Here is a 24815-nt window from a genome sequence, read left to right on the forward strand (position 1 = left end):
ATTCAGGGAATTTAGTTCGTCTGCAAACAATGACAGATGAACCAGCGTTTCAATTATGAAAAGTAAACGGCACTACCTTGAATAGTAATTTTAGCTCCTATGACAGTCAAATCCTATCCGTTTAAAACGGGGTTGATCGCGTTGATCTTGTTCCTTTGTCACTTTGCTCCTGTTAAAGTTAACGGACAAACAAAACCAACGCCTAAAACAGTTCCCCCCCCCAAAACAACAACACCTCCATCAACTGTAACAGCTCCAACAACAACCGCCCTATCTACTTATAGTATAAGGGGCGCCATGAGCAACGGACCAATGTTAAAGTTTACCCATCTGGCTGTATTAGATGCACATAGCAAGGTTATATCGCGGTGGGAAACAGACAGTCTGGGGCTTTTCAAGATCAAAGGACTTGCTAAAGGCAGGTACAGGCTTGTAAATAGTGCTATTGGTATCGATACGCCATTTAGCGTCCCCAAACAGTCGGAGAATGTACTAATTGTGAATATATCAGTTTGCAATTTTGGTGCAACAAAGGCCCGGAAAGACATAAAAGCCGGCAAACCAATGCTATTGCTTTCGGGTGGAATTGCTCCGGTGTCCTCGCCTAAAGAGGATCATTTTGAAAAGAAATATACCGTAAAATATCACGATTTTGGCGACACGCCGCCGGATATTAAATGCAGCATGGCTTACAACAAAGCTGTTTTTGCATTTCTGGATAAGAAATTCGGTAAATCATGGCGGAAAGATGCGAGAGACGATGTTATTGGGTTGAAGCGCTAGTACCGCTAACAAAAGGAGCCCGAAAATGCGGGCTCCTTTGCTGTTATTTAATGTAGTTCTACATTTTCTTTAAAGGGCGTAAAGGTCGGCGCTTTGAGCTGATGTAAACCATTTTGCCATTTTTGACATTATTGTCGTCCTGGTAAAAGGCTGAATCCACCTTGCCTGTTTTATAAGTATCAGTTTCTACATACCAAACACCCACCCAATCGGAATTTTTATCGGTGCTATGTAAATTAGTCACAGCCACTATATTCAACTTCACACTGCTCAGGCTGTCCCTGAAATTTTGCCATTCTTTAATAATACCATCACGCGGAACCGTTAAGTGTTTCCCATTTGCAAAATCCATGGTTACCGTATCACCAAGATAAGCCGATCCGTTTTTTAATGTATTATCTTCCCAGTCTTTGTACGATTGCAGTACCAACTGCTCATTTTTTGCATTATCAGAAATTGCAAATGAAGACGAATAGGATGCCTTGTAAGGCATCGGCAGCGAATCCTTCCTGGCAGCGCTATCGGTTTTAGCAGCGGTACCGTCAGTTGACGTTCCGCCTTTGCAGGATGCAAACAATGCAATCGTTGCAAATAAATACAATACTTTTTTCATTGTAATGGGTTTAAAGAGTTTATGTTATAATTGGCTAAATAAATCTACCATAACATTTTGATATTCAAAATATTAATTGGATATTAATTCATCAGGAATATCCAATTTTAACACATTTAATTGGCAGTTTAGATACCATTCCACCAGCAATACTTTTTTAATTGAAACCTAATTTTATTCAAGGTATTGATCAACCTAAAATCAAAAATCATGAAACAAATACTCGTTGTGTTAGCCTTATGCGCCGTTATGTTCGGCTGCAAAAGCAAATCGGCCACAGATAATACAAGTTCCGATTCCACTGCTAAGCTCAATTACCCTTTTACACCGAAATATTCCATCAAGTGGCAAGCTGGCGATGAGAAGAATGCACTGCTGGTACTCAATTGCCTGAAGAAATATGTAGATGGTGATATAAAAGGATGTGCCGAAGCCTTTGCCGATACCGCCGAATTTATTGCCGACCAGTTTTATTTTAAAGGGAGTAAGGACAGCCTGATTAAAATGATAACAGAGATGCGTTCAGCATCAACCTCAGTCTCCAAAGACTTTGATTCGTGGATGACTACTTATTATCCGGACAAAAAAGATACCTGGGTTACGCTGTGGTATACTGAAAAGATGACCGGCAAGAATGGCAAAAAGGACTCCATATATTACGTAGATGATGTATTGATAAAGGATGGTAAGATCAGGATATACGATGAGAAGATGCGCAGGTTTGCCCCGCCGGTAAAAAAGTAGCCTAGTTATTATGTTGCAGATGTTGGTTAAAGGATTATCTTAGCTGAAAACTAAATTTACCCTTTAACCAAAATCACATTAAAATGAATATTTTTTTGCGTGCCAAACACTGGCAAATATTCCTCATCACCTTTGGCTTGCCGGTTCTGTTTCAAATAATAATGATGTCAGCTATCTTTTCTCATATCATCGGGAACCGGAATCCTGATCCGACAATAATATTCGGTTATTTCAAGTTTTTCCCGATCATAATGCTATTTTTCATGGGTGGAATGTTTGGCTGGTTTTGGTCGGTGGCTGTAGGGCTTCAAAAGTGGGTGCCGGCAACCATTAAGATGAAAATAATCAGGTTCAAAATATTCTTTTTTATTCCCTTAGTCTATATCACTTGCATCATGGTTTCTATGGGATTTTTCTTCAATTCTGATATTTTGCAAAGCAACACCCTGCCGCCTGTCTGGTTTTTTGGTCTATTCGCAATCATTTTCCCCTTACATCTTTTCTCGATGTTCTGCATTTTCTATTGCCTGTACTTTGTGGCCAAAACAATTAAGACTGTTGAACTGCAAAGGGAAACCTCATTTAGTGAGTTCATCGGTGAGTTTTTCCTGGTATGGTTTCATTTTATCGGCATCTGGGTCCTTCAACCAAAAATTAATAAGATCGTTCAGGGATATGACGATAACTTGCAAACTGCGCCAGATACGAATTAAGCTGCTCTATTCTAAGTATAAAAGAGCAAACCTTATTTGATGAAATTTGTTGGAAAATGTTTAGTGATACTTAACTTCGGCAATAAGCTTTAACATAAGCCGTTTAATCAATTTTAACCAACATCTTCAGACATGAAATTTTTAAAATCTAATTTCTATCTTGTCCTCATCATGGTTGCCGCCATTTCCATGTCGGCATGTAAAGCAAAAAAGAAAATAGTGGCCCCGACGGCCGAAAACCCGCCGCCTACCGAGGCTCCGGCTCCGGTACAACAAGCTGCTCCACCTGCTCCAGCTCCGGCTCCGCCTCCACCAGCACCGGCTCCGCCAGATTATAACTTTACCAATATCCAGTTTGAGTTTGACTCAGGAATCTTAAAAACAGAATCGTACCCCACATTGGATAAAGCTGCCGCTGAAATGAAAAAAGACCCGTCAGCCACTTTTATCCTGAAAGGTTATGCATCTGCTGAAGGTACCGACGAACATAATATGCAGCTGTCAACCGACCGTGCCAACTCGGTAAAAACGTACCTTGTAAACACTGGTGTAAACGGAGCTAATCTAACCACTAAAGGTTTTGGTGAAGCCAACCCGATTGCTGATAATACGACCGAGGAAGGAAGGGTGAAAAACCGCCGCGTGGAGATTAAAAAGCAGTAAAAAAACAACGACAAATAGTTATGGGTAAGGTAACGCTGTTATCTTACCCATTTTTCTTTTTACCCATAGCAATTACCTCATTCTCCTGCATACGCAGCAAAACGATCCTGGTGATCATATCCACCGGAAGGGGTTCATCCAGCTTAAAATGTAAGGTCATGCCTGAAATTTTGTAGCCTTTCAATTCTTCCTTAATCTGTTTAACAAGTTTACTGCTCATTGTGTATAGGCTGCAAGACTCTTTTGTTGTGCCGATACCCACCAGCATGTAGATCAGCTTAAAACAATGCACCTGATAGCTAAACACTTCCTGGGCACCGGGCGCTATAGATTTGATGATGTTGCGCAGCTCAGTTAAGCAAAGCCTGAATTCAGGCTGCTGCGTTAAAAGATAATCGTTGAACTCGTATGGCTTTGTTGTCTTTTCAGCCTTGCTCATATTAAGTTGGTTTAAACTAAAATAATCAAAATTTACTGACCTATTGGTATTATTTTACAGGGAGTTGTATAGTTTATCTCAATAAACATTTATTTTTAGGGCCTGCAGCCTATGAAAAAAGCCAGTGTAAGAATAAAAGATATTGCCCTAAAGGCGGGTGTATCTACCGGTACGGTGGACCGTGTGCTGCATAATCGCGGTCGCGTGGCTCCTGATGTGGAGAAGCGCGTATTGGACATATTAGCTGAAGTAAACTATCAGCCAAATCTTATTGCCCGGGCGTTGGGATCAAAAAAAGTATACCGTATTGCAGCACTTGTCCCCGACCCTGCATGTGATTTCTATTGGCGCCAACCACAACAAGGAATCGAAAAGGCTGAAGCCGGCCTAAAACAATATGGGGTACATGTAAACCAATACATCTTTAATCCATATGATGTATCGTCGTTTATTGAACAAGCCAAAAAAATAACTGAAGCCGGCCCTGACGGTATATTCCTTTCGCCTATTTTTTATCATGACACCCTGCCATTCTTTATAGAGTGGAAGAATAAGGATATTCCATTCGTACTGTTCAATACCCATATTGCTGAATCGGGGGCATTAAGTTATGTGGGACAGGATTCATACCAGAGCGGTTTATTGGCTGGTAAACTTATTCATTACGGGCAACCGCAGCCATGCTCCATATTGATACTTCATATTGATGAGGAAATAAAGAATGCCGCCCACCTGGCAAAAAAAGAGGAAGGCATACGCGACTATTATAAAGAAAACGATCCTGAGCAAGCTTATAAGATAATCACAGCAGAGTTAAGTCACCCTGATCAGCCAGGATTTGCTGAACATCTGTACCGGATTATTGACAGTGAGCCGTATCTGCGGGGTATTTATGTCACTACATCTAAATCTTATGAAATAGCGGCTTGTCTTGCTCAGAGAAAAATAAATCGTATCAAACTGGTTGGTTATGATCTGCTTCCAGAAAACATAAATCATCTGAACAGCGGCGGCATCAGTTTCCTGATTAACCAAAACCCCAAAGGGCAGGGTTATTGGGGTATCCAACAATTAGTGAACCACCTTGTGTTTAAAAAAGAAGTCTCTGCGCTGAAATATCTTCCGCTCGATATAGTGACTAAAGAAAATGCATCCTACTATATCAGCGATGAACTAATTCATAACGATCATTAACAGAGCGCATAAAAAAAACCGGATGCTCAAGAGCACCCGGCCATTCCACAAATCAATCCAAACAAAAATATTATGCTGAAACGGTTAATGTACTTCCGCTGATCGTTACGGTATATTTTTGCAAAGGCAAAGCTGCGGGGCCTTGCACTACTGCACCTGTTTTACTAAACTCGCTGCCATGGGCCGGACAAATAAATATACCCTGACCAGCATTATATCCTATGCTATTACCCTGATGGGTGCAGGCTACCTGTACAGCCGTGAATGCTGCAGCGGTATTCCCGTCTGCGATTCGCACTAAAATAACCCCATCCTGCGTAGTTGAGTCTCCTATATTCGGCAGCTGGCTACTCAAATCAACGTTGAATAAGTTTCCAGTACCCTTAGCAGGTGGTGGAGTGTTTCCACCCGTTGAAGGACCGGGATTACTTGATTTACCCCCACAAGATACTAATGAACAGCCGGTACATACAGCTACCAGCCCAATTCCAAGTTTTGATAAAAATTCCTGACGCTCCATAAATTATTTATTATCCTTCCATTTTTCATGGTGATTAAAATCGAACATTCTTGATATAGTAAAGCCAATGCGGAATTGCCCTCTTCCATAATCTGACTGCGTATTACTTAGAGAATTGATCTCTGAAACTGCCCTTGAATTAGTGATGTTTAAAGTAAACACATGCCCTCCGGTTTCTACCTCAATACCAAAGCCTAATGGGTCGGGGAATCCATTGTTAGTTCTAAAGCTGGAGAATGGATGTTCATAATCAACCAACAGGCTCATATGTTTGGTTACTTTGTAGCGTAATGCTCCGGATAAAGCAAAAAACCCTTTATCATTTCCTAATATATCCGGTATAGCGGTATTACTATATACATATACCGGCGATACCTGCAACGATAATGCAGATGTAAATTTACGTGAAATTATGGCTTGCCCTAAGTAAGAATTCCGTGCGCCATAGCTGGTAAAGCTCCCATAAGGCCTTACACCATACTCACCCAAAAAGGTGATGGCAATTGGCGAGCTATCATCCATTTTTTGATGCAATACGGCATACTTCATTCCGAATTCTATCAGCCCCCCTATGGTATTCCGCCCAAAATCAATATTCAAATTGTCCGACAGGCCATATTCAAAACCTATATAAACGTCGCTCACAGCGTCAAGACCGATTAAAGTTCTTCCTCCGCCGGCCGGGGTACCAATATCGCCAAAACGGTGTATAACCAGGAAGTTTAAGTTGTTCCTTTTCACCGTAGTGGTTGTGGGCGATAAGATGAGACGGGTTGCCTTAAATGCGCCGATAACGTTCTGATGCTTATCATCCTGGCTCATGGAATTCAGTAATGAATCAGTTGAGGAGGGATTCCCACCCGATTTTTTGGTGGTATCGGTTTGCTGCGCTTTCAGTCCGGCGGCGAGGGTTATAAATGTCAATGCAATCATTATTTTTTTCATGACAAGAGTGGTTATTTTGAGGGATTATTGTTCTTTAATGTTGTATAGGTTGCGGACACTCTGATCCGTATACTCTCCGCTATGTGATGAAACACAATCTGTGGAATATCAATATGGTGATCGGCACACTTAACCATAAATTCTGAAGTCATAGTAACTACGCCGCCACTTACCTTAAGGTTGCCTGTAATGGTGCGCGGTTGTGTAACTCCGTGAACCTGAAAATCGCCTGTAACGGTTACCGGATAAGTGCCATCTTTAGATACATCGATACGTTCCTGTATCTTGCCTTTAAAGGTGGCTTTCGGAAACTTATCACTTTCGATATAGTTCTCGTTAAAGTGCTCTTCCATTAATGCTTTCGGAAAATGGAAGCTGCGAATTGGGATGCTGAATTCGAGCTCACCTGTGCCGGGGTTATAAACCGATACTCCCGTGGTTGTATTAGCCTCGATATCTTCTATCGGTGCGCTTGAGAATAGGTTAACTTTAACATTTTTACAGACATAGATATCCTGTCCCGCCTGGTGTACCGTCACCCAGGCGAGTAAAATAATTAAGATATGTTTCATTTTATTTTGGTTTTGAAGGCGTATTGATGTTCCAGTTTATACCCACTGCCACTCCCGTTGATTGAAGTCTCACCTGACTTGCTCCTACATCTGATAATGGCACTTTGGTGTACGGTTGTACCGTTATACCAAATTTCGAGTTGATTTGATGGGTATACGTTGCATCAATATTTAGTACACTTAAGATATTTTTGTTTTTGTTAATCACGGTATAATGCAAAGGCCCGGCATTGTTGCTACTGCCATAGCCATAGTTGTCCGTAGTACTACTACCATAATTAAACTGGTAATCTTCGCGTAGCATAAAGTATGACGACAGACCAGTACCGATGGTAATAGAATTGGCCCTTTGATGGTATACCTGGTAATTAACATTGAGCGGTATATCCAGCATACGGCAATTGGCGTTTACACTGCTTGGATTTGTCGTGAACTTATACGAGGTGTGATAGTTATTAAAGTTTGTCAAGTAGGGTTTAATGTCATACTGAGCACCGGTACTGATGGTCCACTTTTTGAAAGTGGCGGAGAACATGGCACCGAAGTTACCGCCAACTTTTGTTTGCTGGAACGATGAGTTTACACCATTCAAATCAGAGGAAGCCAGGACGCTAAAAGCGAATACCGGTCTGCTGCCTAAGGTTTGGCGTTTAATAGTTTTAGTGGTTGTATTGGCAGCTATCGCTTTCTGACCTGCATCAGCTTTAGCATCGGCGTTACCTAATGCTGTTTTGTCGTCTGCTTTGGCAGCATTGTTCCCATTGTTCGCTAAAGCGTCAACCTTTTGATTTGATTGATCATCAGCCGTACCTAATGCTGTTTTATCACCCTTGTCTGCTGGTTTGCCCTTATTTGCTAAAACATCAGCCTTTTGACCAGTTTTACCATCGGCCGCACTTGATGGTGTTTTATTATCGGGAATGTCTGATGATATCTTTTTATCGGCTTTGTTATTTGCAATATTCTCAGCTAAAACAGGTTGTTGGTTATTGGTATTCAGGCTTTGATTACCAGTACTACGGCGACCCTTCCCCGAAGATAAGGGAAAGAACGTTTTGCCACTTTCCGCGCGACTCTTCTTAGCAGACGTGGTGGTGGCATATTGGGCAGATTGTGTTTGCTGTTTGCCGCTATCTGCCGCTTGCCGGGTAAGTTCGCCGCTAGTACCGGTATTACCTTTTGCCTTATCAATAGCTTCGCGTTTAACTGGGTGCTTAACGGCTATCTGATCTTTCTTTTCCGGCTTTGTCTCATTGGTCTTGAAAAACAGGTACCCTAAAAATATCAATAACATTGCTGCAATGCTGCCTGCAATAGGCAGCCAAAAAACAATAGCAGAGCGTTTGTTGCTTTTATCAAGCATTTGCTCCATAGCATCCCAATCGGCATCGCGGAATGCTGCTTCGTTGACCGGATCTTCCAGCCCCTTTTTAAATAAACCGTCTAATTTGTCTTCCTTTTCGGTGTTCATCCCGTTTTAAATATTTTTCCTGATAAACAGATTATGTAAGTCGACCTTATTAATGGCTACACTTGGTGAATAATCCATTCCTTTATTATAATTGGTATTGTTGGCTTTGCTATCAGCCTCCAATATCATTTGTTTTAATTTTTGCCTGGCTTTATGCAGATTTGACTTGGATGTGCCGGATGATATTTCCAGCATTTTGCCAATCTCTTCGTGCGTATAGCCTTCTATAGCATAAAGGTTAAATACCGTGCGATACGCATTCGGCAATCGTTGTACCATTGCTAAAAGGTCTTCATAGTTCAGCTTACGATCGGGCAGTTCACCATCCGTCATATTTTCGGCCTTATCCAGATCATCGGCATAAGCCATTTTCAGATTGGCACGATAATAATCGATGGAAACATTTGTCATGATTTTACCCAGCCATGCCTTGAACGGGCGCGTAGTATCGTAAGTATCAATACGGGTGAAGACTTTGAAGAACCCCTGATTCATTACCTCGGCAGCTTCATCGCGGTTGTTGGCGTAGCGCAGGCATATCCCCATAGAAAAGCCGTAAAATGCCTTATACAGCATTTTCTGACTTCCCCTATCCTTCCTAATACAGCCCCCGATTAGTTGATGTAACTCTTCTTCGCCCATCCGGTAACCCTTTAGTTTTATTAATTTTTAACCTTATCTGACTCTAAACACGTTGTTCAGTCAAGAAAGGTTGCCTCCGTTTATTATTAAATTGTATTTAAAATTACAAATAATTGAAAATCAATATATTGTTTTAAATATTAAAAGATACTTTTTTAATATTTACTGGCAGCAGCGCTGCAGCCGCATAAATTTAAGCAATCAGGCAACCATTCATTCCATTTAGCCGTGATATTATTACCAAGCGTATCAATCTATGGTTCCTGTTTCTGTTGTTATTATTACTAAAAACGAGGCTGAGATGATTGCCTCCTGCATCAGTGCGGCCCAATTAATTACCGATGATATCATTATTGCCGATAACGGCAGTACAGACGATACCGCTGCCATAGCATTAAAATATGGCTGCCGGGTTTACCATGACCATTGGGATAATTATGGCATTAACAAAAACAAAGGCATTGCCCGGGCAAAATATAACTGGATATTAAGCATTGATGCCGATGAGATAGTGGACAAAGAACTAGCAACCGCAATACATCAGTTATCCTTAAATGATCCTTGCACTGTTTACGATATAAAATTCAGGTCATACTATGGCAAAAAACTGATACGCTTTGGCAGCTGGGGCCGCGACCACCATATCCGCTTGTTTAACCGAACCAAAGTAAAATGGTCGGCATCTCCGGTACATGAAACGCTGCTACTGCCAAAAAACGTCATCATAAAAAGACTGGAGGGCCATTTGCACCATTACTCTGCAAAAGATTCAGCGGAGTTTATGAGCAAGGCTGATCAATATGCCAGGTTAAGTGCCGCCAAATATTTGATGAGCAATAAAAAACCGACCTTCATTAAGCTGCATATTGCACCGTTGTTCCATTTCGTTAAAAACTATATTGTATTTTTAGGCATACTGGACGGTAAAGACGGATGGAACATTGCCTGGATGATATCGAAACATACCCGTCGTAAATATCAGTTGCTGAAAGACCAGCCAGGGCATATGTATGATGAAGAAACAAAAAGGAAAGATGATCTGGTGGTGGAGTATTAAGCCCTAAGTCGAAAGTCTTACGTCATAATGAGAAGAGCTCTTATAAAAAATCTTTCGGCCAATACCTTACAGCTTATCATTAACCAGTTAGCGGGGCTCATTATCTTTTACATTATTTCCAAAGGACTGGACAAAGACAGTTTTGGTGAGATCAACCTGGCATTGGCACTGATGCTGGCTGGATTCAACATCCTCTCATTTGGTATTGATCAGATCGCAGTTCGAAAACTGGCATCCGGTGAAAATCCCCAAAATATCCTTCCGGTTTATTTATGCCATGTATTGATTACAGGCTTTGCTTTTTACCTGTTGCTATTTTTGGGGCGGTTCATGTTCACTTCATTAAGCGCTTATGATGTGATCTTATTCATCGGTGCAGGCAAACTGATGATCTATTTTTCGACGCCATTTAAACAATCGGCTATTGGTTTGGAGCGGTTTAAACTATTGGCAGGCATTTCGATAGTTTCGAATTTGGTACGGGCGATTGGTTTAATAACGCTGGCTTGTCTGCATCAGATTACATTAATCAATGTGATCATCATATTTATTGGAGGGGACATACTGGAACTGACCGTCGGGACTTGTCTTTTCGCATTAAACACAACTTTCCCTATCAGTATCCAATGGAATAAAAACCGATATACAGCTTTAATAAAAGAATCGTTGCCGCAATTCGGGGTAACCATCATCACCTCTGCATTAGCGCGGTTCGACTGGATATTTATTGGTTTGGCATTATCGGCAGCGAAATTGGCTGAATATAGTTTTGCCTACAAAGTTTTTGAATTATCTACCATGCCGCTGCTGGCAATAGCTCCGCTACTGATTCCCTGGTTTACGCGTTTATTTAAGGACGGTAATCAGCCTGACACAGAGCGCCTGAAGTTTCTTGTGAGGATAGAAATGGTGATTGCTGCCTTTACTATTGTATTGATCAATGTTTGCTGGGCGCCGGTGATAGATCATATTACCGATGGAAAATATGGCGGTGTGAACGTGCTCACCATATTTATGCTGACGTTATGTATCCCCTTACAATACCTCACCAACTTTTTATGGACCATCAACTTTGCAAAGGGACGGTTAAAGATGATCTTTCATGCGTTTGTAATTACATTGATCGTCAATGTGATTGGCGATCTAATATTAATCCCCATCTTCAAAAATGAAGGCGCTGCCTTTGCTTACCTGGCCGGGTATATTGCGCAAACTGCGTTTTATATTTATAAGAATGATTTGAAAGAGCTAAGCAGGGCCCTTTACACTTGTATTATTTGTACCGCTTGTGCGTGTGTTAGCTTTTGGGGTGCGAAGTACTTGTTCACTACTAACTGGATTGCGGTAGCTGGAAGTGTTTTAATTTATGCTGTATTGCTATTAGCGACCAGACAAGTGAGGTTAACAGACAAGGATAAGATACTTGGAATGACGTAGTTTACGTGTTTCATATGCTAGCCTCACCCCACCGGCGCTACGCTAACTCGCTGTTCAAAGTCCCTGACTTCGGACAGCAATTCAAAGCAACAATTCACAACGGAATAAATATTCTGTTTTCCTTCCCTCATCAGGCAACCGTTACACTTAACAGGGCGTAATTCTTTTAAAAAGGAACCACCCGATGACCGCCAGTACCGTTGTTTCATTTTTCAGGAAGTTGCGTAAGCTGGCCGATTGGAGGCTGTTGCTTTTCCTGGTACTGTTCCTGAATGTAAAGATGGCAATCAAGGTGCCGGCCATCGCACTCATCTACCTGCTGCAGTTCAATTTTAAATTCGGTTTTAGCTTTAAAAATCCCCGCCTGCCGCTTTTTTACCTGATGGCAATCGGTATAGCACTGTTTAATTGGCTCATCCGTCGCCATTATTTTAACATCAATTATAATGTCGTTTTGTTAACAGGTATAGGTTTTTGGGTACTGTGTATACTGGCTATGCACCAAATAAAGCTGTTTGTCGATAACAACGATACAGAAACCATTCACCGTACCATAGTCGCCTTTTTTATTATCAATGCGGCGCTGTCGTTTCTAAATATCGCTGCCATCATATGGGAAACCGGCTACCTCAACCCCTACACCTACCAGGGACAATTTCAGAAATATTTTATCAGCACTGGCGACTACATCCGTGGGTTAACCTTTGATACTTCGACAACGAATGCAGTATTAAATGCCTTTGGATGCATCTATTTTTTGACTAAAAAGAATGTGAGCATGCTTCTGCTGTGCATGGCTGTGATGCTGCTTACGGCAAGCAATTTCACCAATATGATATTACTGCTTTGCTTTGCAATACTATTCATTTTCAAAAGCACACGCGATCAGAAGAGCCTGATTGCGATCTGCGTTATGTTCCTGGTGGTTTTTATGGTGAAGCTATCGCCACAAAACTACATCTATGCCCATGAGGTGGTAAAAAACACGCTGCATCTCAATGCAATACGCAAATCTGCGCCACCTAAACCAAATATCCCCATTACGCTAATGCCGGATAGTACATTGAACGCAAATCAACGCAAACAAAAAACTGCCCAGAAATATATCGACAGTAATTATGCAGTACATCATCAGGCGGCCGTACCCCAAAAGCCGAGTATCCAAAAACCAGTGATTGTTGGCAAGGCGGCTCAGACTGTTAAATACAGCCAACCTGCTCCGATAAAGACACAGGGTGGCCGTATCATACTACCCAAACCCGACATTAATACCCGGCCATATCAGCACGTTGACGATACCAATGATTATCAGCGCCGCTTACTCTCGTTCATTGATACTCATAAAAGCAACCTGCCTATATCTTCCCAGGTAAATTACCGATCCAATCTGCCGGGGAAAGCTACATGCACAATGCAAACCCTTCATTTTTTGCTGATTCATCCGCTTAAATTAATTGTGGGCGATGGCATGGGTAACTTTTCATCAAAACTGGCATTCCGGGTAAGCGGTTTGGGTTTTGCTGGTGGATACCCTCAGAAATACGTTTATCTCGATCCTGATTTTTTATCAAACCACCTCGATGTCTATCTCAATTATTTCAGCAAAAACACCAGTCAGCATTCGCTCAGCAATAGCCCTGATTCGGTTTACGATCAACTGCTTGGCGAATACGGCTTGTTGGGTGTCGTTGCCTTTTTCATTTGGTATATCTGGTATTTTCTGAAGCATTATAAAATTCTGACCTATGGACTTCCCATCCTGCTGATGGTGATGTCCCTGTTTTTTATAGCCTACTGGTTTGAGCAATTATCCATCCTCATCTTTTTTGAGCTGCTGCTATTGCTCGATATCAAAGAGAATACACCTAAAACACTACTAAGAAATGCGTACTGATCGTCGGAAAATAACTGTGCTGATGCCTGCCTATAACGCGGGTAAGTATATCCGTGAGGCGATTGAATCGGTATTGCAGCAAACCCACAGCGATTTTGAGTTACTTATTGTTAATGACGGATCGACGGATGATACCGTAAGTGTGATTCTCTCTTTTAGCGATCCCCGGATTGTGTTGGTGAATAAAGAGCATGAGGGCATAGCGCAAGCGCTTAATACTGGGTTACGGCTGGCTTATACCCATTATGTTACCCGCTTTGATGCCGACGATGTTTGCATGCCCGACCGGCTGGAGAAACAATTCAACTTTTTGGAGGACCACCCTGATTATGTACTGGTAGGCAGCGATGCAGAGTACATTTTGGAACATGGCGAATACCTGTTCAGTTTTAAATGCATTGCCCATTCTAATGAGGAAATTCAGAATAACATGTATGTGTATTGCCCATTCATCCACTCTTCGGTAATGTATAAAAAGCACGAGGTGATTAAGGCCGGCGGTTACAATGCTAATGCGCACAATTTTGAGGATTACCTGCTTTGGACCTCACTTGCCAAAATGGGTAAAATGCAAAACCTACGAGAGCCCTTAATCAAAGTACGTTTCAACCCGGCATCGGTAACTATTGACGAAAAATGGCGGGGCGAGCGTTTCCGGAAATTAAAACGGGCGGCTACAACACGCGGCTCAATTACCAAAGAAGAAGGAGACGAACTACTGGCAATCATCAAAAAACAGGATATCAGTAAAATAAAAGAAAGTGCTTATCATGCATTGTGCTGCAAAAAATTCCTGGCTGATAATTATCATCCGCTCGAAGCCCGCCGGCATGTGCGCAAAGCCATCAGTATTCAACCACTAAGGTTTGACAACTATCTGCTGTACGCAGTGAGTTATATGCCTGAATCATTTATCGCATGGCTGCATAAGCAAAGTCCCAACAGATTATAACCAACGATATGAAAGTAGCATTTATAACACGATCGACCCTGTTTGATGTACCCGGCGGTGACACGGTGCAGGTGGTACAAACTGCTCGTCACCTCGAGCAGTTAGGCATTATGACAGAGATTAAGTTATCAAAGGATGAAATTAACTATGAGGATTATGACCTGCTGCATTTCTTCAACCTGACACGACCGGCTGATATACTTTATCACAGTAAAAAATCAGGGAAGCCATTCGTGGTATCTACCATCCTGTGCAATTACACTGAATACGATAAACATCACCGCAAAGGCGTTGGTGTCATATTCGGCTTTCTGCCGGCAAACAGTATCGAATACCTGAAAACCATTGCTCGTTGGGTATTGGGCAAGGACCACCTGGCCAGCAAGGAATATCTGTGGAAAGGGCAGCACCGAAGCATAACCGAAGTTTTGCAGCGTGCCTCGATGGTATTGCCCAACTCCGAATCGGAGTATTGTCGTATCATCAAATCGTATCCATGTAAGATCAACCATTCCATTATTCCCAATGGTGTTGATCAGCATTTATTTAAGCGTAATCCGGCGGCCGAAAAAGACCCTAACCTGGTATTGTGCGTGGCACGGATTGAGGGTATCAAGAATCAATTGAACCTGATCAAAGCGCTCAACAATACCCGTTTTAAATTGGTTTTGGTCGGCTCGCACGCACCGAATCAAAAGCCTTATTATGACGAATGCCGGAACATAGCTGCATCCAACGTCACTTTCATCAACCATATTCCGCAAAAGGAATTACTGACTTATTACGAGCAAGCCAAAGTGCACATCCTTCCAAGCTGGTTTGAGACTACCGGGCTAAGCTCTGTTGAAGGTGCGGTAATGGGCTGTAACATTGTAATAACCGATCGTGGAGATGCGAAGGAATATTTTGGGAACCATGCTTTTTACTGCAACCCGGGAAAGCCAGAAAGCATTTTTGAAGCAGTGAAGAAAGCCAGCGAGAGTCCGTATGACGAAAATTTATACACCCTGATATTAAGAAAATATACTTGGCAGCAAGCCGCAACCGAAACTTTAAAAGCATATAAACAAATAACAAACTATGAAGAACTTGAAGATTGCTATACTGGGAACGCGGGGAATCCCCAACTATTACGGGGGGTTTGAGCATATATCGGAGTATGTGTCGGCGGGGTTGGTAAAAAAAGGCCATTCGGTAACAGTTTACAACTCGCACAATCATCCCTATAAAGCCAATACCTGGAATGGGGTGAACATTCAGCATTGTTATGACCCTGAATACCTGATAGGCACCGCAGGTCAGTTTGTTTATGATCTGAACTGCCTGATGGATGCGCGCCGCAAAAAATTCGACGTAGTATTACTAATGGGCTATACCAGCAGTTCGGTGTGGGGCACGCTTTATCCAAAAAAAAGCGCCATCATTACCAATATGGACGGGCTGGAATGGAAGCGGTCGAAATACTCCAAACCAGTGCAGCAGTTTTTGAAATACGCCGAAAAACTGGCCGTAAAACATAGTCATTTTTATATTTCCGACTCAAGGGTGATCAAAGATTACCTGGAGAAGAAATATAACATCGTCAGCGAATATATCCCGTATGGAGCCGATCTGATCAGTGAGATAGAGCGTGAGCAGTTAGATACCGTATCAGCAAAAAAAGAAGATTACTTTTTATTAATGGCCCGTATGGAGCCTGAAAACAATATCGAAACCATACTGGAAGGCTTTAATACCAGCAACTCGCACCGTACTTTCAAGGTGCTTGGGGATACCAGCAACCGTTTCGGGCAATATATCCGTGAGCGATTTAAAAACGATGAACGGATCCAGTTCAAAGGGGCTATTTTTGATACTGCCAAAGTGCGGATGATGCAAAATAGCTCGTATCTGTACTTTCACGGGCACAGCGTTGGCGGCACCAACCCGTCGTTGCTTGAAGCTATGGCCAGCGAAGCATTGATCGCAGCGCATGATAATCCATTCAACAAATCGGTATTGCATTCGGATGCCTTTTATTTTTCCGATGCTGATGGTGTGAGGCACCTGGTTGAAAATGTTCAGCGTAACGGTACCGAAAAGGCGATGGTAAAAAACAACGTGCATAAAATTGCCTTTCAGTTCAATTGGCAAAAGATCATAAATGAATATGAGGCATTCATTGTGGAATGTCATGAACGACTAAACCATGAAAGAGTTATTTCTTATCAAAGATAATCTGGCCAATAAGGTCAGCTATTACCATGTAATGCTGCTTTTGTTAAGCCTGCCTTTCGACCGGTTTTATAGCCATTTGATCCTGGCGAGCCTGGCCATTCATACCATTATCCAGTTCAAAAAGGAATCAGTAAAACCACTTTTCACCTTACGGACAGCGGTGTTGCAATCAGTATTCTGGCTAACGCTCATAGGTACTATTTATACCATCAACTTTCCGCAATCGCTATTAGAATGGGAGCTTGATCTGCCTATTCTGCTGACACCTTTAATATTTTGCTTTAATCCGCTCGATCTGAAAAAATACCGGCAAAATCTACTATTGCTTTTCTCTTTAGGATGCACTGCAACAATAGGCTACCTGTATTTTGACGCATTGACTACTATCAGGCATTATCAATTGCCTTTGTCGTCGATTTTATCACCGGCATTTACCAATCATAATTTTTCTGAGCCGATAGATATGCATGCCACGTTTTTATCGCTGCAAATTGCAGTCGCACTTATCTATATACTATCACGATTAGTGGACGAACGGCTCAGCACTTCAACTACCCTGCTCTACCTTTTCTGTTCTTTAGTCCTCACCGCGGGAATTATTCAGCTCAGTTCTAAGTCCATTTTTGCAGCATTATTCCTGGTGATCAATTTTGCTATTCCATGGCTTTTATTACAAGGAAAAAGACGGGGATGGTATTTGCTGGTATCGGGCGGGTTGTCGTGTATCATATTGATCGGGATACTTAACTCAAATGCCTTACGTACCCGTTACCTGAATGAGTTAAAAGAAGATCTTTCACCAAAATTTGCCGGGCAAACTGTTGAGCCCCGCCTGGAGCGATGGAAAATTGCTACAAACCTGATCCGTAAATCCCCGGTAATCGGTTATGGCACCGGTTCTGAAATTCAGTTATTGCAGGAGCAATATTTCGCAAAGAAGTTTTACAGCTCGTACCTGAACAGACTGAATTCACACAATCAATATTTAAGTTTCCTGATCAAAACGGGGATATGGGGACTAGGCATTTATAGCATTACTCTTGTTTACGGCTTTAGGTGTGCCATTAAAAAAAGGGACATTGTCTTCTTCTCTTTTATGATCCTGATCGCTATAGTCTCGCTATCCGAAAATGTGTTAGATGCAGATAAGGGTGTGATGTTTTACAGCATCTTACTGAGCTATTTTGTTTTTGTTTCGGAACAACCGGAGAACATCAATATACATATAAGAGGACATAAATTTTTAAGAAAAGCGGCAACCAATCAGACGATTGAGTCGTCATTACTATAAATACAAATTGACCCATTAGATAGATTACCTTGCACGACCTCAGGAAACAAATATTATCCACCATCGCATATTTCGATCTGTTTCACTATCCGCTTACAGCGGAGGAGATATATCTATCTCTGCCTGTGAAGTGCGATACGGCCGATTTTGAATACGGGCTGAAATACCTGGTCATCGACAGGATGATATACCATTTCGATAAATTCTATGCGCTCAAAAACGAATACTTTTTAGTAGAACGCCGGTTGGAGGGGAACGCCAGGGCGGCAAAGCTAACTGACACGGCAAAAAAGGTAAGCAACTTGCTGGTCCGCTTTCCTTTTGTGCGGGGAATAGCTATTTCGGGGTCGCTTTCAAAGAATTTTGCCGATGAGGATTCTGATATCGATCTGTTTATCATCACCGCAAAAAACAGGCTTTGGATTGCACGCACGCTGATGCACTGCTTCAAAAAGCTGACTTTCCTGGTTAAGCGTGAGCACTATTTCTGCATGAACTATTACATTGACGAAGAAGAACTGCAGATACGCGAAAAAAACATATATACTGCAATTGAAATTGCTACCCTGATACCCTTACATGGGGACAGCACATTTGAACACTTTTATGCAGCCAACAACTGGACACGGAATTATTTACCGAACAAATATATGCGATTAAGTACGGCAAAAACGCTAAAACCCTCATGGTTGAAGAAGGCTTTTGAATGGCTGTTTAGTAACCGCCTGGGAAATGCATCGGATAGTTTGCTGATGAGAATAACTGCTGAAAGGTGGGACAAAAAACGTCAGCAAAAGAAATTAAACATAAAAGGGCTGATCATGGGCATGGATACCGGTAAACATTATGCAAAACCCGATCCGAAAAACTTCCAGGAAAAACTGATCCTTAAATACCAGCTAAAACTTTCACAGATACTGGAGCAATGGGAAGGCAGTGCGGTGAATTAATATTTCTTCCTCAGGGAAATAATATAATAGTCCCCGATATACTTCCATGTCCATTGGGATTTTAGGCGGTCTTCGCACTTTTTAAGAAAAGAATAAGCTGATGGATGTTTTTTTGCAAAGCCTTCCACGTATGATGGTGGGACTATAGTACATAATCCTTCAATATTTAGTACCTCAAATTCAGGCTTCAATTTTTTGGTAATGTATGACGGATTATAGTACCAGCATTTAAAATAATGCCCCTCTACGTGAGCTGTCCGGCCATTTGAACTAAAGAATCGCCTGAATGCCGTTCTAAATTTTCCTTTGAATAACAAAAGCGTTTCCCATAAACAGAATTTTGGCATTATCACCAATGTCACCATACCTTTAGGTTTGAGAAGAGCAGGTAACGATGCTAACACCTTGTCCATCTCATTGGTACAATTTAACCCGGCGAAATTGGAAAAGATCAAATCATAAGGGCCTTTATTTTTAAGCTGGTGCAAAGCTGTGTAGGAACATAGCTCGTTGGTTATCCGGTCATTCAGCCCTTTTTCCCTAACCTTCTGCCGCAATTGTTCCTGCATGCCCGATGATATGTCTGTTGCATGAATACAATGTCCCTTACCAGCAAAGAAAATAGCGTCGTCGCCTGTACCGCTATTCAATTCCAGGATATTGCTGTTTTCCGGTAAATATTGCAGCACATGGTTCCTTACCCGATCGCGCTTGTATTGAATGATGGTATCGTTGCCGTATAAACCATCAAATACAACTGACTGCTCCGAAAAAGCTTCCGCAGCGTTAGTTTCGTTGATAGGCGATATAACCTGCTCCATTACAATACCCTCTCCAGTCTTTTCAGTTTCAACTTCTCGATCATCGCAGCGGGGGTATAATAGAATACCGACAATGCTTTTCTGACGATTTTCGCATTAGCTTTCAGTGGCTTTTTGATCAGCTCAGCCAAACTGTTTTGCGCCAAATGCTGATGATAGTTCTGATGCACATACCGGTGCAACTGCTTGTAATAAGTTGGCGGAAAAGTGTTATGAAACATCAGCGCCATTTCGTCGGAATCGGTCCAATTGGTTTTGGTTTTCAGGTCGGCTTTTACACGATCATAAAAAACTGTTCCAGGCAGAGGGTAGGATACTGAAATTCCAATCTCAAAGGGCAGCAATTCATTGATCATCCGTATCGTATTTTCAATATCTTCCTTTTGTTCGCCCGGGTAACCAAACTGGATAAAGAACGACGGCTTGATGCCGTATTTTTTCATCAATAAGGTCGATTGGTGTATCTGCGCAATGGTGGTGCCTTTGTCCATCGCATCCAATATTTTCTGTGAGCCACTCTCTGCCCCTATCCATACATTTTCGCACCCGGCGGCTGCAAGGGCCTTTACCAAATCTTCGTCAACCAATAAATCGGCACGTGATTGTATTTTGAAGCGTATTGTGAAATCTTCCTGTTGTATCAGTCTGCTAAACTCCTCTACCCAACCCGGCTTTAGACCGAATATGTCATCACAAAACCAGAGGTGATCCATGCCAAATTTCTCCTTCAGCATCCTGATCTCACAAACTACATTTTCAGGACTTCTCGAATTATAACGGTTACCATAGATCGGTTTAGCGCACCAGTTACATTTAAACGGACAGCCGCGCGTGGTACCAATATTGAGCGAAAAATAACCGACGTTTTTTAGCCAACGCTCTTTATAGGGCTTTATGTCGACCAAATCCCATGCAGGCAATGGCAAGCTATCCAGATCTTTCATCACCTGCCGGCCTACTGTTTTTACCGCTTTACCATCTTTCAAATAGGCCAGGCCTTGTATTGCCGAATAATCTGTTTCTCCGTCTTTAACCGCATTGACCAATTCCATCAATGTCATTTCTCCCTCGCCGATAATCACAAAATCAGCGCCTTCCAACAGGTATTTTTCAAAACGGTCAGTTGAGTCTGAGCTGCAAACGATCACTTTACAGCCGCGTGCTTTTGCCTGTTTACTCATACTGAAAGCCGCTTGGCGCATATTGGTGAGGCACATTTTGGTGAGATAGTTAAACCCATCATCGTAGATCACAAAAAAATCAGGAATGTGCTTTTCTAATTCCGGTTCAACCTCTTGCGGACTCGTGGCAAACATGGTATCGAACAAGGCAACATCATATCCATTTTGCCTCATCTTAGCAGCGGCCAGCAAAGTCCCTAATGGTGGATAGGGTAAGCCTAACCCCCATTGTTTGGGATCGAACCGGAGAAAATAAGAATGGGTAAACAGGATGGTACTTTGCTGCATCTTATATCAACTACGTTTGTAAAAGTTATTGGGTTGCCATGATGTTTAAAATATCAAAACGCATAGTCGGCTCACCCGGTCTTTGCTTCGCTTGACCACCCTCTTCACCGCAAGCGGTAAAAAGGGGCCAGGGTGAGTCAACTCACCGCCCTGTTTCATTTCTTTATCCGGTAGACATTATAATTATACATACATCTGTCCAGGTAATACTCTTTCGCGACCAATTCATCAACAAACTGCCGCATATCCTGGCTCACAAAATTGTGGTATTCAGCAAACAGAGGGACCAGTATCATTGCAGGTTTGTTCTTTTGCATATCACTATAAAACCGATCCTTGGCAAGTTGCGTCTGCGTTACGTTGAAATAAATGGTTGGTGATATTCTTTCAGAATATGCCTGCACCTGCGCGCCAAAACCAGCCACATAGACCATGTCTTGCGGAGATGTATTGTCCCTTATCCACCATCCCAGTTTTTTACGTGATCCTTCATCAGGCTTATCATAAGGTTCGTGACAAGCGGTGTCCGGTTGACTTTTATCCCCTGAAAAGATTTTCTGTATGTTGAGCAAAGGCTCCAGCAGTTTGGGAAAGAATACCAGCCAGATAATAATTATCAACGGTTTGGCCGGAAGGCTAAATTGGTTTATCAAATAGGTTACACAGAGGGCACTCATAACAGACATTGCCGGCAATAATTCGCGCATGTGCAATGTTCCATAGATACCAACTATATTGATTCCGACGAATTCAAGAATAAGCCATAAACTGAACAGGTCAATCTTCTTTTTTATAAAGAAATACCCAAGCACGAAGGGGTAAAACAGGATGAGTTCTGAATAAAAAAACTTATCCGAAAAATTCACCATTTTCCAAATCAGGCTGCGGTCGGTAGCGCTGCCTGATCCAAAATTGTCCACCAGGCCGTTGGTGATGATGCTATGGATATCGATCCCGGCCAAAAAACTGATGGCTAAAAACAGAGCAATACTGGCGGCTATTCCGGCAAAAAAAACAGGGATACTCATTCTGTTTCTTCGCAGTAACGCGCAGGATATTGCGATGATACCCCAGACAGCAGATAACCGGAATGCCAATCCTAATCCTGCCATTAAACCACTGATAAAAAAATCCTTTTTATTTTGCGCGGTAACGAATTTAAAAGCGGCTATGATGATGAACACCATATCGTAGGTTTCGGTGAATGAAACATACCTGCCACCGGTGCCGTGCCAAAGCAACGATAAACCGTAAAACGAAATAGCTAAAATGCCGGCCTGCTCACCCGCGATATGTTTGGCTAACTTGAATATATAATATATGCCAACGGATTGTACCAGTGTGCCCAGCACTCTTCCAAACCAATAGTTAACGCCGAAAAGTTTATCTGATAAACCGAAAACAGCAAATATCACGGGTGATTTATTGTCTACCCCACCGTTATAGGGAACCAGGCCATTCCTAAACCAGTTGCGCCCGATATATTGCCACATGGCTTCATCAAATGACAAGGCAAAGCCGTCCGTCAGCAGTGTGACCAGCAACTGCAGAATGGTAAGTAATACAATAAGGTGCAGAAACCCGGGTTTCCAGTTTTTGAGCATTTCTTCAATGTGAAGCCATGAATGCAAAACCTCTTACGGATTGATCCGTGGCGACAGGTTTAAGGAACAAACACATTTTACACAGATACTGTTGGTAGCCATGTCCAATGTTTTTCTCCAGTTAATGGCATCATCACTGTTTAATATGGTTGCAAGGGACGCATCCCTGATATTACCTATTGTGTCGTGAAAAAAGCAGGGCCTTACACTTCCATCTGCCTCGATCACAGTGGATACCCACGGCGCATTACATTTTTTATACGGGAAGGGGATCATTCCGTAAAATGCAGCATAGTAATGGTAAATATCCATCAGTTTTTGCTCCGATTCGGCGATAAAGCCACCGTCGATATCATCTGCATAGTCGGTGATTATATTTTGGATAACGGCCTTCAGTTCGGGCAGTTCACTTTTTGATAGTAATATCTCATCCTGTCGCGGCTTTTCCCATGCAATTTGCCGGTTAAAGGCATGGCTGCTTACATCCGCAGGCAAAAAACTGATTTGATCCAGCTTCATCTGTTTAGCCTGTTCGATGATGGCTGTCCAATTCCAGAAATTAAGCCGGTGAATTACGGTACGGGCTGTGATGCGGTAATTCGGATCCAATGACCGGATATATTGTACCCCCTCCTTCAATTTATGAAATGCCCCTGGTATATTGCGGATAGCATCGTGCAACTGCTGATCGCCATCCAAAGAAACGATGATATCATTTACCCATTCTACTAACTGCGGGGCATGATTTTTAAGTGTTAACCCTGTCGTAAGCAGCGATACTTTGATATGTGCGTTTTTCAGAATCCGGCACAGGGCAAAGAAATTAGGATTGAGCAAAGCTTCACCGCCTGACATGACCACCTGTTTTGTCCCGAATTGCTTTAGGGACGATAATAATCCGGAGATATCTTCTTCGGTAAGCTGTTTCAAATTCTTGTTATCTTTCCATATATCGCACATCACGCAACGGCAATTGCAAGCGCTATGCGGCATCAGCATCACAATAGGCAATGCCGATATGCGGTGCGTTTGCAGCGTACGGTAACGTTTATAAGTATGGGTAAGCGCCTGTAGCATTGTTATTTCCTTATACAGACCCAATAAAATGGGTCCTTTTTAAAGATCAGGTTAAAGATGGTTGTCGGATCGAACAATATCTCGTATTTAAATCCCCAGAACTCGCTGATAGAATGATGGAAATAATGTTCGGCCATTTCGGGAATGCCCAAAGAAGCATAATATCTCAGACTCCGTTCGTTGGCTTTTTCCGTTTCGTCAGGCGTGTAAAACGGTGTATCAATCACATGCACTTCACCACCTTTTTTCAGCATAGCCAATGCCTGTTTCATCACATTAATAACCGACGGGAAGTATTGCAGCGACGCCGCAAAAACAATCACATCAAATTGTTCGCTCTCAAAAGTGCCGTCCGTAAAGCTGTCATAAATGAACGCCAGGTTATCCTTTTTGAAAACCCGGTTTGCCTGGTCTATCTCCACCTGATTAATATCCAACCCTGTAACATGCGAATTGGGTATATTGGCCAATTTAGCCGACAGCCATCCATTGCCACAACCTACTTCGAGTATTTTCAGAGATTTGTGTTTCTTTATCAGATATTCAGTTAACCTTTCACTTGATCTTTTCCTGATCTTCCATTCATCGAAATAGATATGATCAATATCAGGCAAAAGCTGTAATTGTTCGTCGGTATAAATCCTCATCTCCTGCTGGCGCACAGCAATATAAAGCTCTTCAAAATCAATCCTGGGCTCTTGAGAACGATTTTTTGCGGTATGCTTCACAGTCAGGTTCAATTTTATA

At 42.2% G+C, this 24815-nt stretch carries 25 protein-coding genes; 13 read left to right on the forward strand and 12 right to left on the reverse strand.

Annotation, left to right across the window (positions count from 1 at the left end; genetic code table 11):
* The first annotated feature begins 99 nt into the window (after positions 1-99).
* A complete protein-coding gene (locus tag Q3A68_RS01000) occupies positions 100-783 on the forward strand; it encodes an FEKKY domain-containing protein (RefSeq protein ID WP_302899128.1) in 684 nt (227 codons plus the stop codon).
* A gap of 58 nt (positions 784-841) precedes the next feature.
* Here the strand turns inward: Q3A68_RS01000 and Q3A68_RS01005 are convergent, their stop codons facing one another.
* A complete protein-coding gene (locus tag Q3A68_RS01005; RefSeq protein ID WP_302899129.1) occupies positions 842-1396 on the reverse strand; it encodes a hypothetical protein in 555 nt (184 codons plus the stop codon).
* 210 nt (positions 1397-1606) lie between these two features.
* On the opposite strand from Q3A68_RS01005, the gene Q3A68_RS01010 reads away from it, so the two are divergent.
* The 3 genes from Q3A68_RS01010 to Q3A68_RS01020 all read left to right on the forward strand — a co-directional run bounded on the left by Q3A68_RS01010 (position 1607) and on the right by Q3A68_RS01020 (position 3516).
* Complete coding sequence (locus Q3A68_RS01010; RefSeq protein ID WP_302899130.1) at positions 1607-2140, forward strand: hypothetical protein; 534 nt, start codon at positions 1607-1609, stop codon at positions 2138-2140.
* An 83-nt stretch (positions 2141-2223) separates the two neighbouring features.
* Positions 2224-2853 carry a hypothetical protein gene (locus Q3A68_RS01015; protein WP_302899131.1) on the forward strand — a complete coding sequence of 210 codons (630 nt, stop codon included), beginning with the start codon at positions 2224-2226 and terminating at the stop codon, positions 2851-2853.
* A 132-nt stretch (positions 2854-2985) separates the two neighbouring features.
* Complete coding sequence (locus Q3A68_RS01020) at positions 2986-3516, forward strand: OmpA family protein (protein ID WP_302899132.1); 531 nt, start codon at positions 2986-2988, stop codon at positions 3514-3516.
* 43 nt (positions 3517-3559) lie between these two features.
* Here the strand turns inward: Q3A68_RS01020 and Q3A68_RS01025 are convergent, their stop codons facing one another.
* A complete protein-coding gene (locus Q3A68_RS01025) occupies positions 3560-3955 on the reverse strand; it encodes an iron chaperone (protein WP_302899133.1) in 396 nt (131 codons plus the stop codon).
* Between the two features lie 111 nt (positions 3956-4066).
* Here Q3A68_RS01025 and Q3A68_RS01030 point away from each other — a divergent pair, with 111 nt between their 5' ends.
* Complete coding sequence (locus Q3A68_RS01030) at positions 4067-5149, forward strand: substrate-binding domain-containing protein (protein WP_302899134.1); 1083 nt, start codon at positions 4067-4069, stop codon at positions 5147-5149.
* Positions 5150-5219: 70 nt separating this feature from the next.
* Here the strand turns inward: Q3A68_RS01030 and Q3A68_RS01035 are convergent, their stop codons facing one another.
* From Q3A68_RS01035 to Q3A68_RS01055, 5 genes are read right to left on the reverse strand one after another with little or no spacing between them, the layout of a single operon-like run.
* Positions 5220-5669, reverse strand: a complete 450-nt coding sequence (locus tag Q3A68_RS01035) for a QcrA and Rieske domain-containing protein (RefSeq protein WP_302899135.1) — start codon at positions 5667-5669, stop codon at positions 5220-5222.
* Positions 5670-5672: 3 nt separating this feature from the next.
* Positions 5673-6614: a DUF5777 family beta-barrel protein gene (locus tag Q3A68_RS01040; protein ID WP_302899136.1), complete on the reverse strand. Its 942-nt coding sequence runs from the start codon at positions 6612-6614 to the stop codon at positions 5673-5675.
* 11 nt (positions 6615-6625) lie between these two features.
* Positions 6626-7186 carry a YceI family protein gene (locus Q3A68_RS01045; RefSeq protein WP_302899137.1) on the reverse strand — a complete coding sequence of 187 codons (561 nt, stop codon included), beginning with the start codon at positions 7184-7186 and terminating at the stop codon, positions 6626-6628.
* 1 nt (position 7187) lies between these two features.
* Positions 7188-8657 carry a hypothetical protein gene (locus Q3A68_RS01050; RefSeq protein WP_302899138.1) on the reverse strand — a complete coding sequence of 490 codons (1470 nt, stop codon included), beginning with the start codon at positions 8655-8657 and terminating at the stop codon, positions 7188-7190.
* A gap of 6 nt (positions 8658-8663) precedes the next feature.
* Positions 8664-9299 (reverse strand): RNA polymerase sigma factor, encoded by a 636-nt coding sequence (locus tag Q3A68_RS01055; RefSeq protein WP_302899139.1) that lies wholly within the window; start codon positions 9297-9299, stop codon positions 8664-8666.
* Between the two features lie 256 nt (positions 9300-9555).
* On the opposite strand from Q3A68_RS01055, the gene Q3A68_RS01060 reads away from it, so the two are divergent.
* The 8 genes from Q3A68_RS01060 to Q3A68_RS01095 all read left to right on the forward strand — a co-directional run bounded on the left by Q3A68_RS01060 (position 9556) and on the right by Q3A68_RS01095 (position 19097).
* Entirely contained in the window at positions 9556-10356 is an 801-nt protein-coding gene (locus tag Q3A68_RS01060; RefSeq protein WP_302899140.1) for a glycosyltransferase family 2 protein, read from the forward strand.
* A 27-nt stretch (positions 10357-10383) separates the two neighbouring features.
* Complete coding sequence (locus Q3A68_RS01065; protein ID WP_302899141.1) at positions 10384-11793, forward strand: oligosaccharide flippase family protein; 1410 nt, start codon at positions 10384-10386, stop codon at positions 11791-11793.
* A gap of 184 nt (positions 11794-11977) precedes the next feature.
* Positions 11978-13687, forward strand: coding sequence for a hypothetical protein (locus tag Q3A68_RS01070; protein ID WP_302899142.1), 1710 nt, complete (start codon positions 11978-11980; stop codon positions 13685-13687).
* Positions 13677-14639: a glycosyltransferase gene (locus Q3A68_RS01075; RefSeq protein ID WP_302899143.1), complete on the forward strand. Its 963-nt coding sequence runs from the start codon at positions 13677-13679 to the stop codon at positions 14637-14639. The genes Q3A68_RS01070 and Q3A68_RS01075 overlap by 11 nt, the downstream gene beginning before the upstream one ends.
* A gap of 8 nt (positions 14640-14647) precedes the next feature.
* Entirely contained in the window at positions 14648-15784 is a 1137-nt protein-coding gene (locus Q3A68_RS01080; RefSeq protein WP_302899144.1) for a glycosyltransferase family 4 protein, read from the forward strand.
* Positions 15720-16856, forward strand: a complete 1137-nt coding sequence (locus Q3A68_RS01085; protein WP_302899145.1) for a DUF1972 domain-containing protein — start codon at positions 15720-15722, stop codon at positions 16854-16856. Before Q3A68_RS01080 ends, Q3A68_RS01085 begins: the two co-directional genes overlap by 65 nt.
* Positions 16828-18147 (forward strand): O-antigen ligase family protein, encoded by a 1320-nt coding sequence (locus Q3A68_RS01090; RefSeq protein ID WP_302899146.1) that lies wholly within the window; start codon positions 16828-16830, stop codon positions 18145-18147. Before Q3A68_RS01085 ends, Q3A68_RS01090 begins: the two co-directional genes overlap by 29 nt.
* A gap of 29 nt (positions 18148-18176) precedes the next feature.
* Positions 18177-19097, forward strand: a complete 921-nt coding sequence (locus Q3A68_RS01095) for a nucleotidyltransferase domain-containing protein (RefSeq protein ID WP_302899147.1) — start codon at positions 18177-18179, stop codon at positions 19095-19097.
* Here the strand turns inward: Q3A68_RS01095 and Q3A68_RS01100 are convergent.
* The 5 genes from Q3A68_RS01100 to Q3A68_RS01120 all read right to left on the reverse strand — a co-directional run bounded on the left by Q3A68_RS01100 (position 19094) and on the right by Q3A68_RS01120 (position 24796).
* Positions 19094-19918: a class I SAM-dependent methyltransferase gene (locus Q3A68_RS01100; protein ID WP_302899148.1), complete on the reverse strand. Its 825-nt coding sequence runs from the start codon at positions 19916-19918 to the stop codon at positions 19094-19096. The two genes, Q3A68_RS01095 and Q3A68_RS01100, sit on opposite strands and share 4 nt — an antisense overlap.
* Positions 19918-21387, reverse strand: coding sequence for a B12-binding domain-containing radical SAM protein (locus Q3A68_RS01105; RefSeq protein ID WP_302899149.1), 1470 nt, complete (start codon positions 21385-21387; stop codon positions 19918-19920). The genes Q3A68_RS01100 and Q3A68_RS01105 overlap by 1 nt, the downstream gene beginning before the upstream one ends.
* A gap of 155 nt (positions 21388-21542) precedes the next feature.
* A complete protein-coding gene (locus tag Q3A68_RS01110) occupies positions 21543-22991 on the reverse strand; it encodes an ArnT family glycosyltransferase (RefSeq protein ID WP_302899150.1) in 1449 nt (482 codons plus the stop codon).
* 33 nt (positions 22992-23024) lie between these two features.
* Positions 23025-24068 carry a radical SAM protein gene (locus Q3A68_RS01115; RefSeq protein ID WP_302899151.1) on the reverse strand — a complete coding sequence of 348 codons (1044 nt, stop codon included), beginning with the start codon at positions 24066-24068 and terminating at the stop codon, positions 23025-23027.
* A 2-nt stretch (positions 24069-24070) separates the two neighbouring features.
* Complete coding sequence (locus Q3A68_RS01120; protein WP_302899152.1) at positions 24071-24796, reverse strand: class I SAM-dependent methyltransferase; 726 nt, start codon at positions 24794-24796, stop codon at positions 24071-24073.
* Between the last annotated feature and the right edge of the window lie 19 nt (positions 24797-24815).

It is taken from the genome of Mucilaginibacter tolerans, from assembly GCF_030519375.1.
GTDB lineage: Bacteria > Bacteroidota > Bacteroidia > Sphingobacteriales > Sphingobacteriaceae > Mucilaginibacter.

What these genes read in the sequence shown, in the direction of transcription:
- Q3A68_RS01110 (WP_302899150.1), bottom strand. Translation starts at nt 22,991, where the DNA reads ATGCTCAAAAACTGGAAACCCGGGTTTCTGCACCTTATTGTATTACTT.
- Q3A68_RS01090 (WP_302899146.1), top strand. Translation starts at nt 16,828, where the DNA reads ATGAAAGAGTTATTTCTTATCAAAGATAATCTGGCCAATAAGGTCAGC.
- Q3A68_RS01050 (WP_302899138.1), bottom strand. Translation starts at nt 8,657, where the DNA reads ATGAACACCGAAAAGGAAGACAAATTAGACGGTTTATTTAAAAAGGGG.
- Q3A68_RS01025 (WP_302899133.1), bottom strand. Translation starts at nt 3,955, where the DNA reads ATGAGCAAGGCTGAAAAGACAACAAAGCCATACGAGTTCAACGATTAT.
- Q3A68_RS01020 (WP_302899132.1), top strand. Translation starts at nt 2,986, where the DNA reads ATGAAATTTTTAAAATCTAATTTCTATCTTGTCCTCATCATGGTTGCC.
- Q3A68_RS01055 (WP_302899139.1), bottom strand. Translation starts at nt 9,299, where the DNA reads ATGGGCGAAGAAGAGTTACATCAACTAATCGGGGGCTGTATTAGGAAG.
- Q3A68_RS01000 (WP_302899128.1), top strand. Translation starts at nt 100, where the DNA reads ATGACAGTCAAATCCTATCCGTTTAAAACGGGGTTGATCGCGTTGATC.
- Q3A68_RS01115 (WP_302899151.1), bottom strand. Translation starts at nt 24,068, where the DNA reads ATGCTACAGGCGCTTACCCATACTTATAAACGTTACCGTACGCTGCAA.
- Q3A68_RS01070 (WP_302899142.1), top strand. Translation starts at nt 11,978, where the DNA reads ATGACCGCCAGTACCGTTGTTTCATTTTTCAGGAAGTTGCGTAAGCTG.
- Q3A68_RS01030 (WP_302899134.1), top strand. Translation starts at nt 4,067, where the DNA reads ATGAAAAAAGCCAGTGTAAGAATAAAAGATATTGCCCTAAAGGCGGGT.
- Q3A68_RS01100 (WP_302899148.1), bottom strand. Translation starts at nt 19,918, where the DNA reads ATGGAGCAGGTTATATCGCCTATCAACGAAACTAACGCTGCGGAAGCT.
- Q3A68_RS01005 (WP_302899129.1), bottom strand. Translation starts at nt 1,396, where the DNA reads ATGAAAAAAGTATTGTATTTATTTGCAACGATTGCATTGTTTGCATCC.
- Q3A68_RS01075 (WP_302899143.1), top strand. Translation starts at nt 13,677, where the DNA reads ATGCGTACTGATCGTCGGAAAATAACTGTGCTGATGCCTGCCTATAAC.
- Q3A68_RS01080 (WP_302899144.1), top strand. Translation starts at nt 14,648, where the DNA reads ATGAAAGTAGCATTTATAACACGATCGACCCTGTTTGATGTACCCGGC.
- Q3A68_RS01085 (WP_302899145.1), top strand. Translation starts at nt 15,720, where the DNA reads ATGAAGAACTTGAAGATTGCTATACTGGGAACGCGGGGAATCCCCAAC.
- Q3A68_RS01045 (WP_302899137.1), bottom strand. Translation starts at nt 7,186, where the DNA reads ATGAAACATATCTTAATTATTTTACTCGCCTGGGTGACGGTACACCAG.
- Q3A68_RS01065 (WP_302899141.1), top strand. Translation starts at nt 10,384, where the DNA reads ATGAGAAGAGCTCTTATAAAAAATCTTTCGGCCAATACCTTACAGCTT.
- Q3A68_RS01060 (WP_302899140.1), top strand. Translation starts at nt 9,556, where the DNA reads ATGGTTCCTGTTTCTGTTGTTATTATTACTAAAAACGAGGCTGAGATG.
- Q3A68_RS01040 (WP_302899136.1), bottom strand. Translation starts at nt 6,614, where the DNA reads ATGAAAAAAATAATGATTGCATTGACATTTATAACCCTCGCCGCCGGA.
- Q3A68_RS01035 (WP_302899135.1), bottom strand. Translation starts at nt 5,669, where the DNA reads ATGGAGCGTCAGGAATTTTTATCAAAACTTGGAATTGGGCTGGTAGCT.
- Q3A68_RS01015 (WP_302899131.1), top strand. Translation starts at nt 2,224, where the DNA reads ATGAATATTTTTTTGCGTGCCAAACACTGGCAAATATTCCTCATCACC.
- Q3A68_RS01010 (WP_302899130.1), top strand. Translation starts at nt 1,607, where the DNA reads ATGAAACAAATACTCGTTGTGTTAGCCTTATGCGCCGTTATGTTCGGC.
- Q3A68_RS01105 (WP_302899149.1), bottom strand. Translation starts at nt 21,387, where the DNA reads ATGCAGCAAAGTACCATCCTGTTTACCCATTCTTATTTTCTCCGGTTC.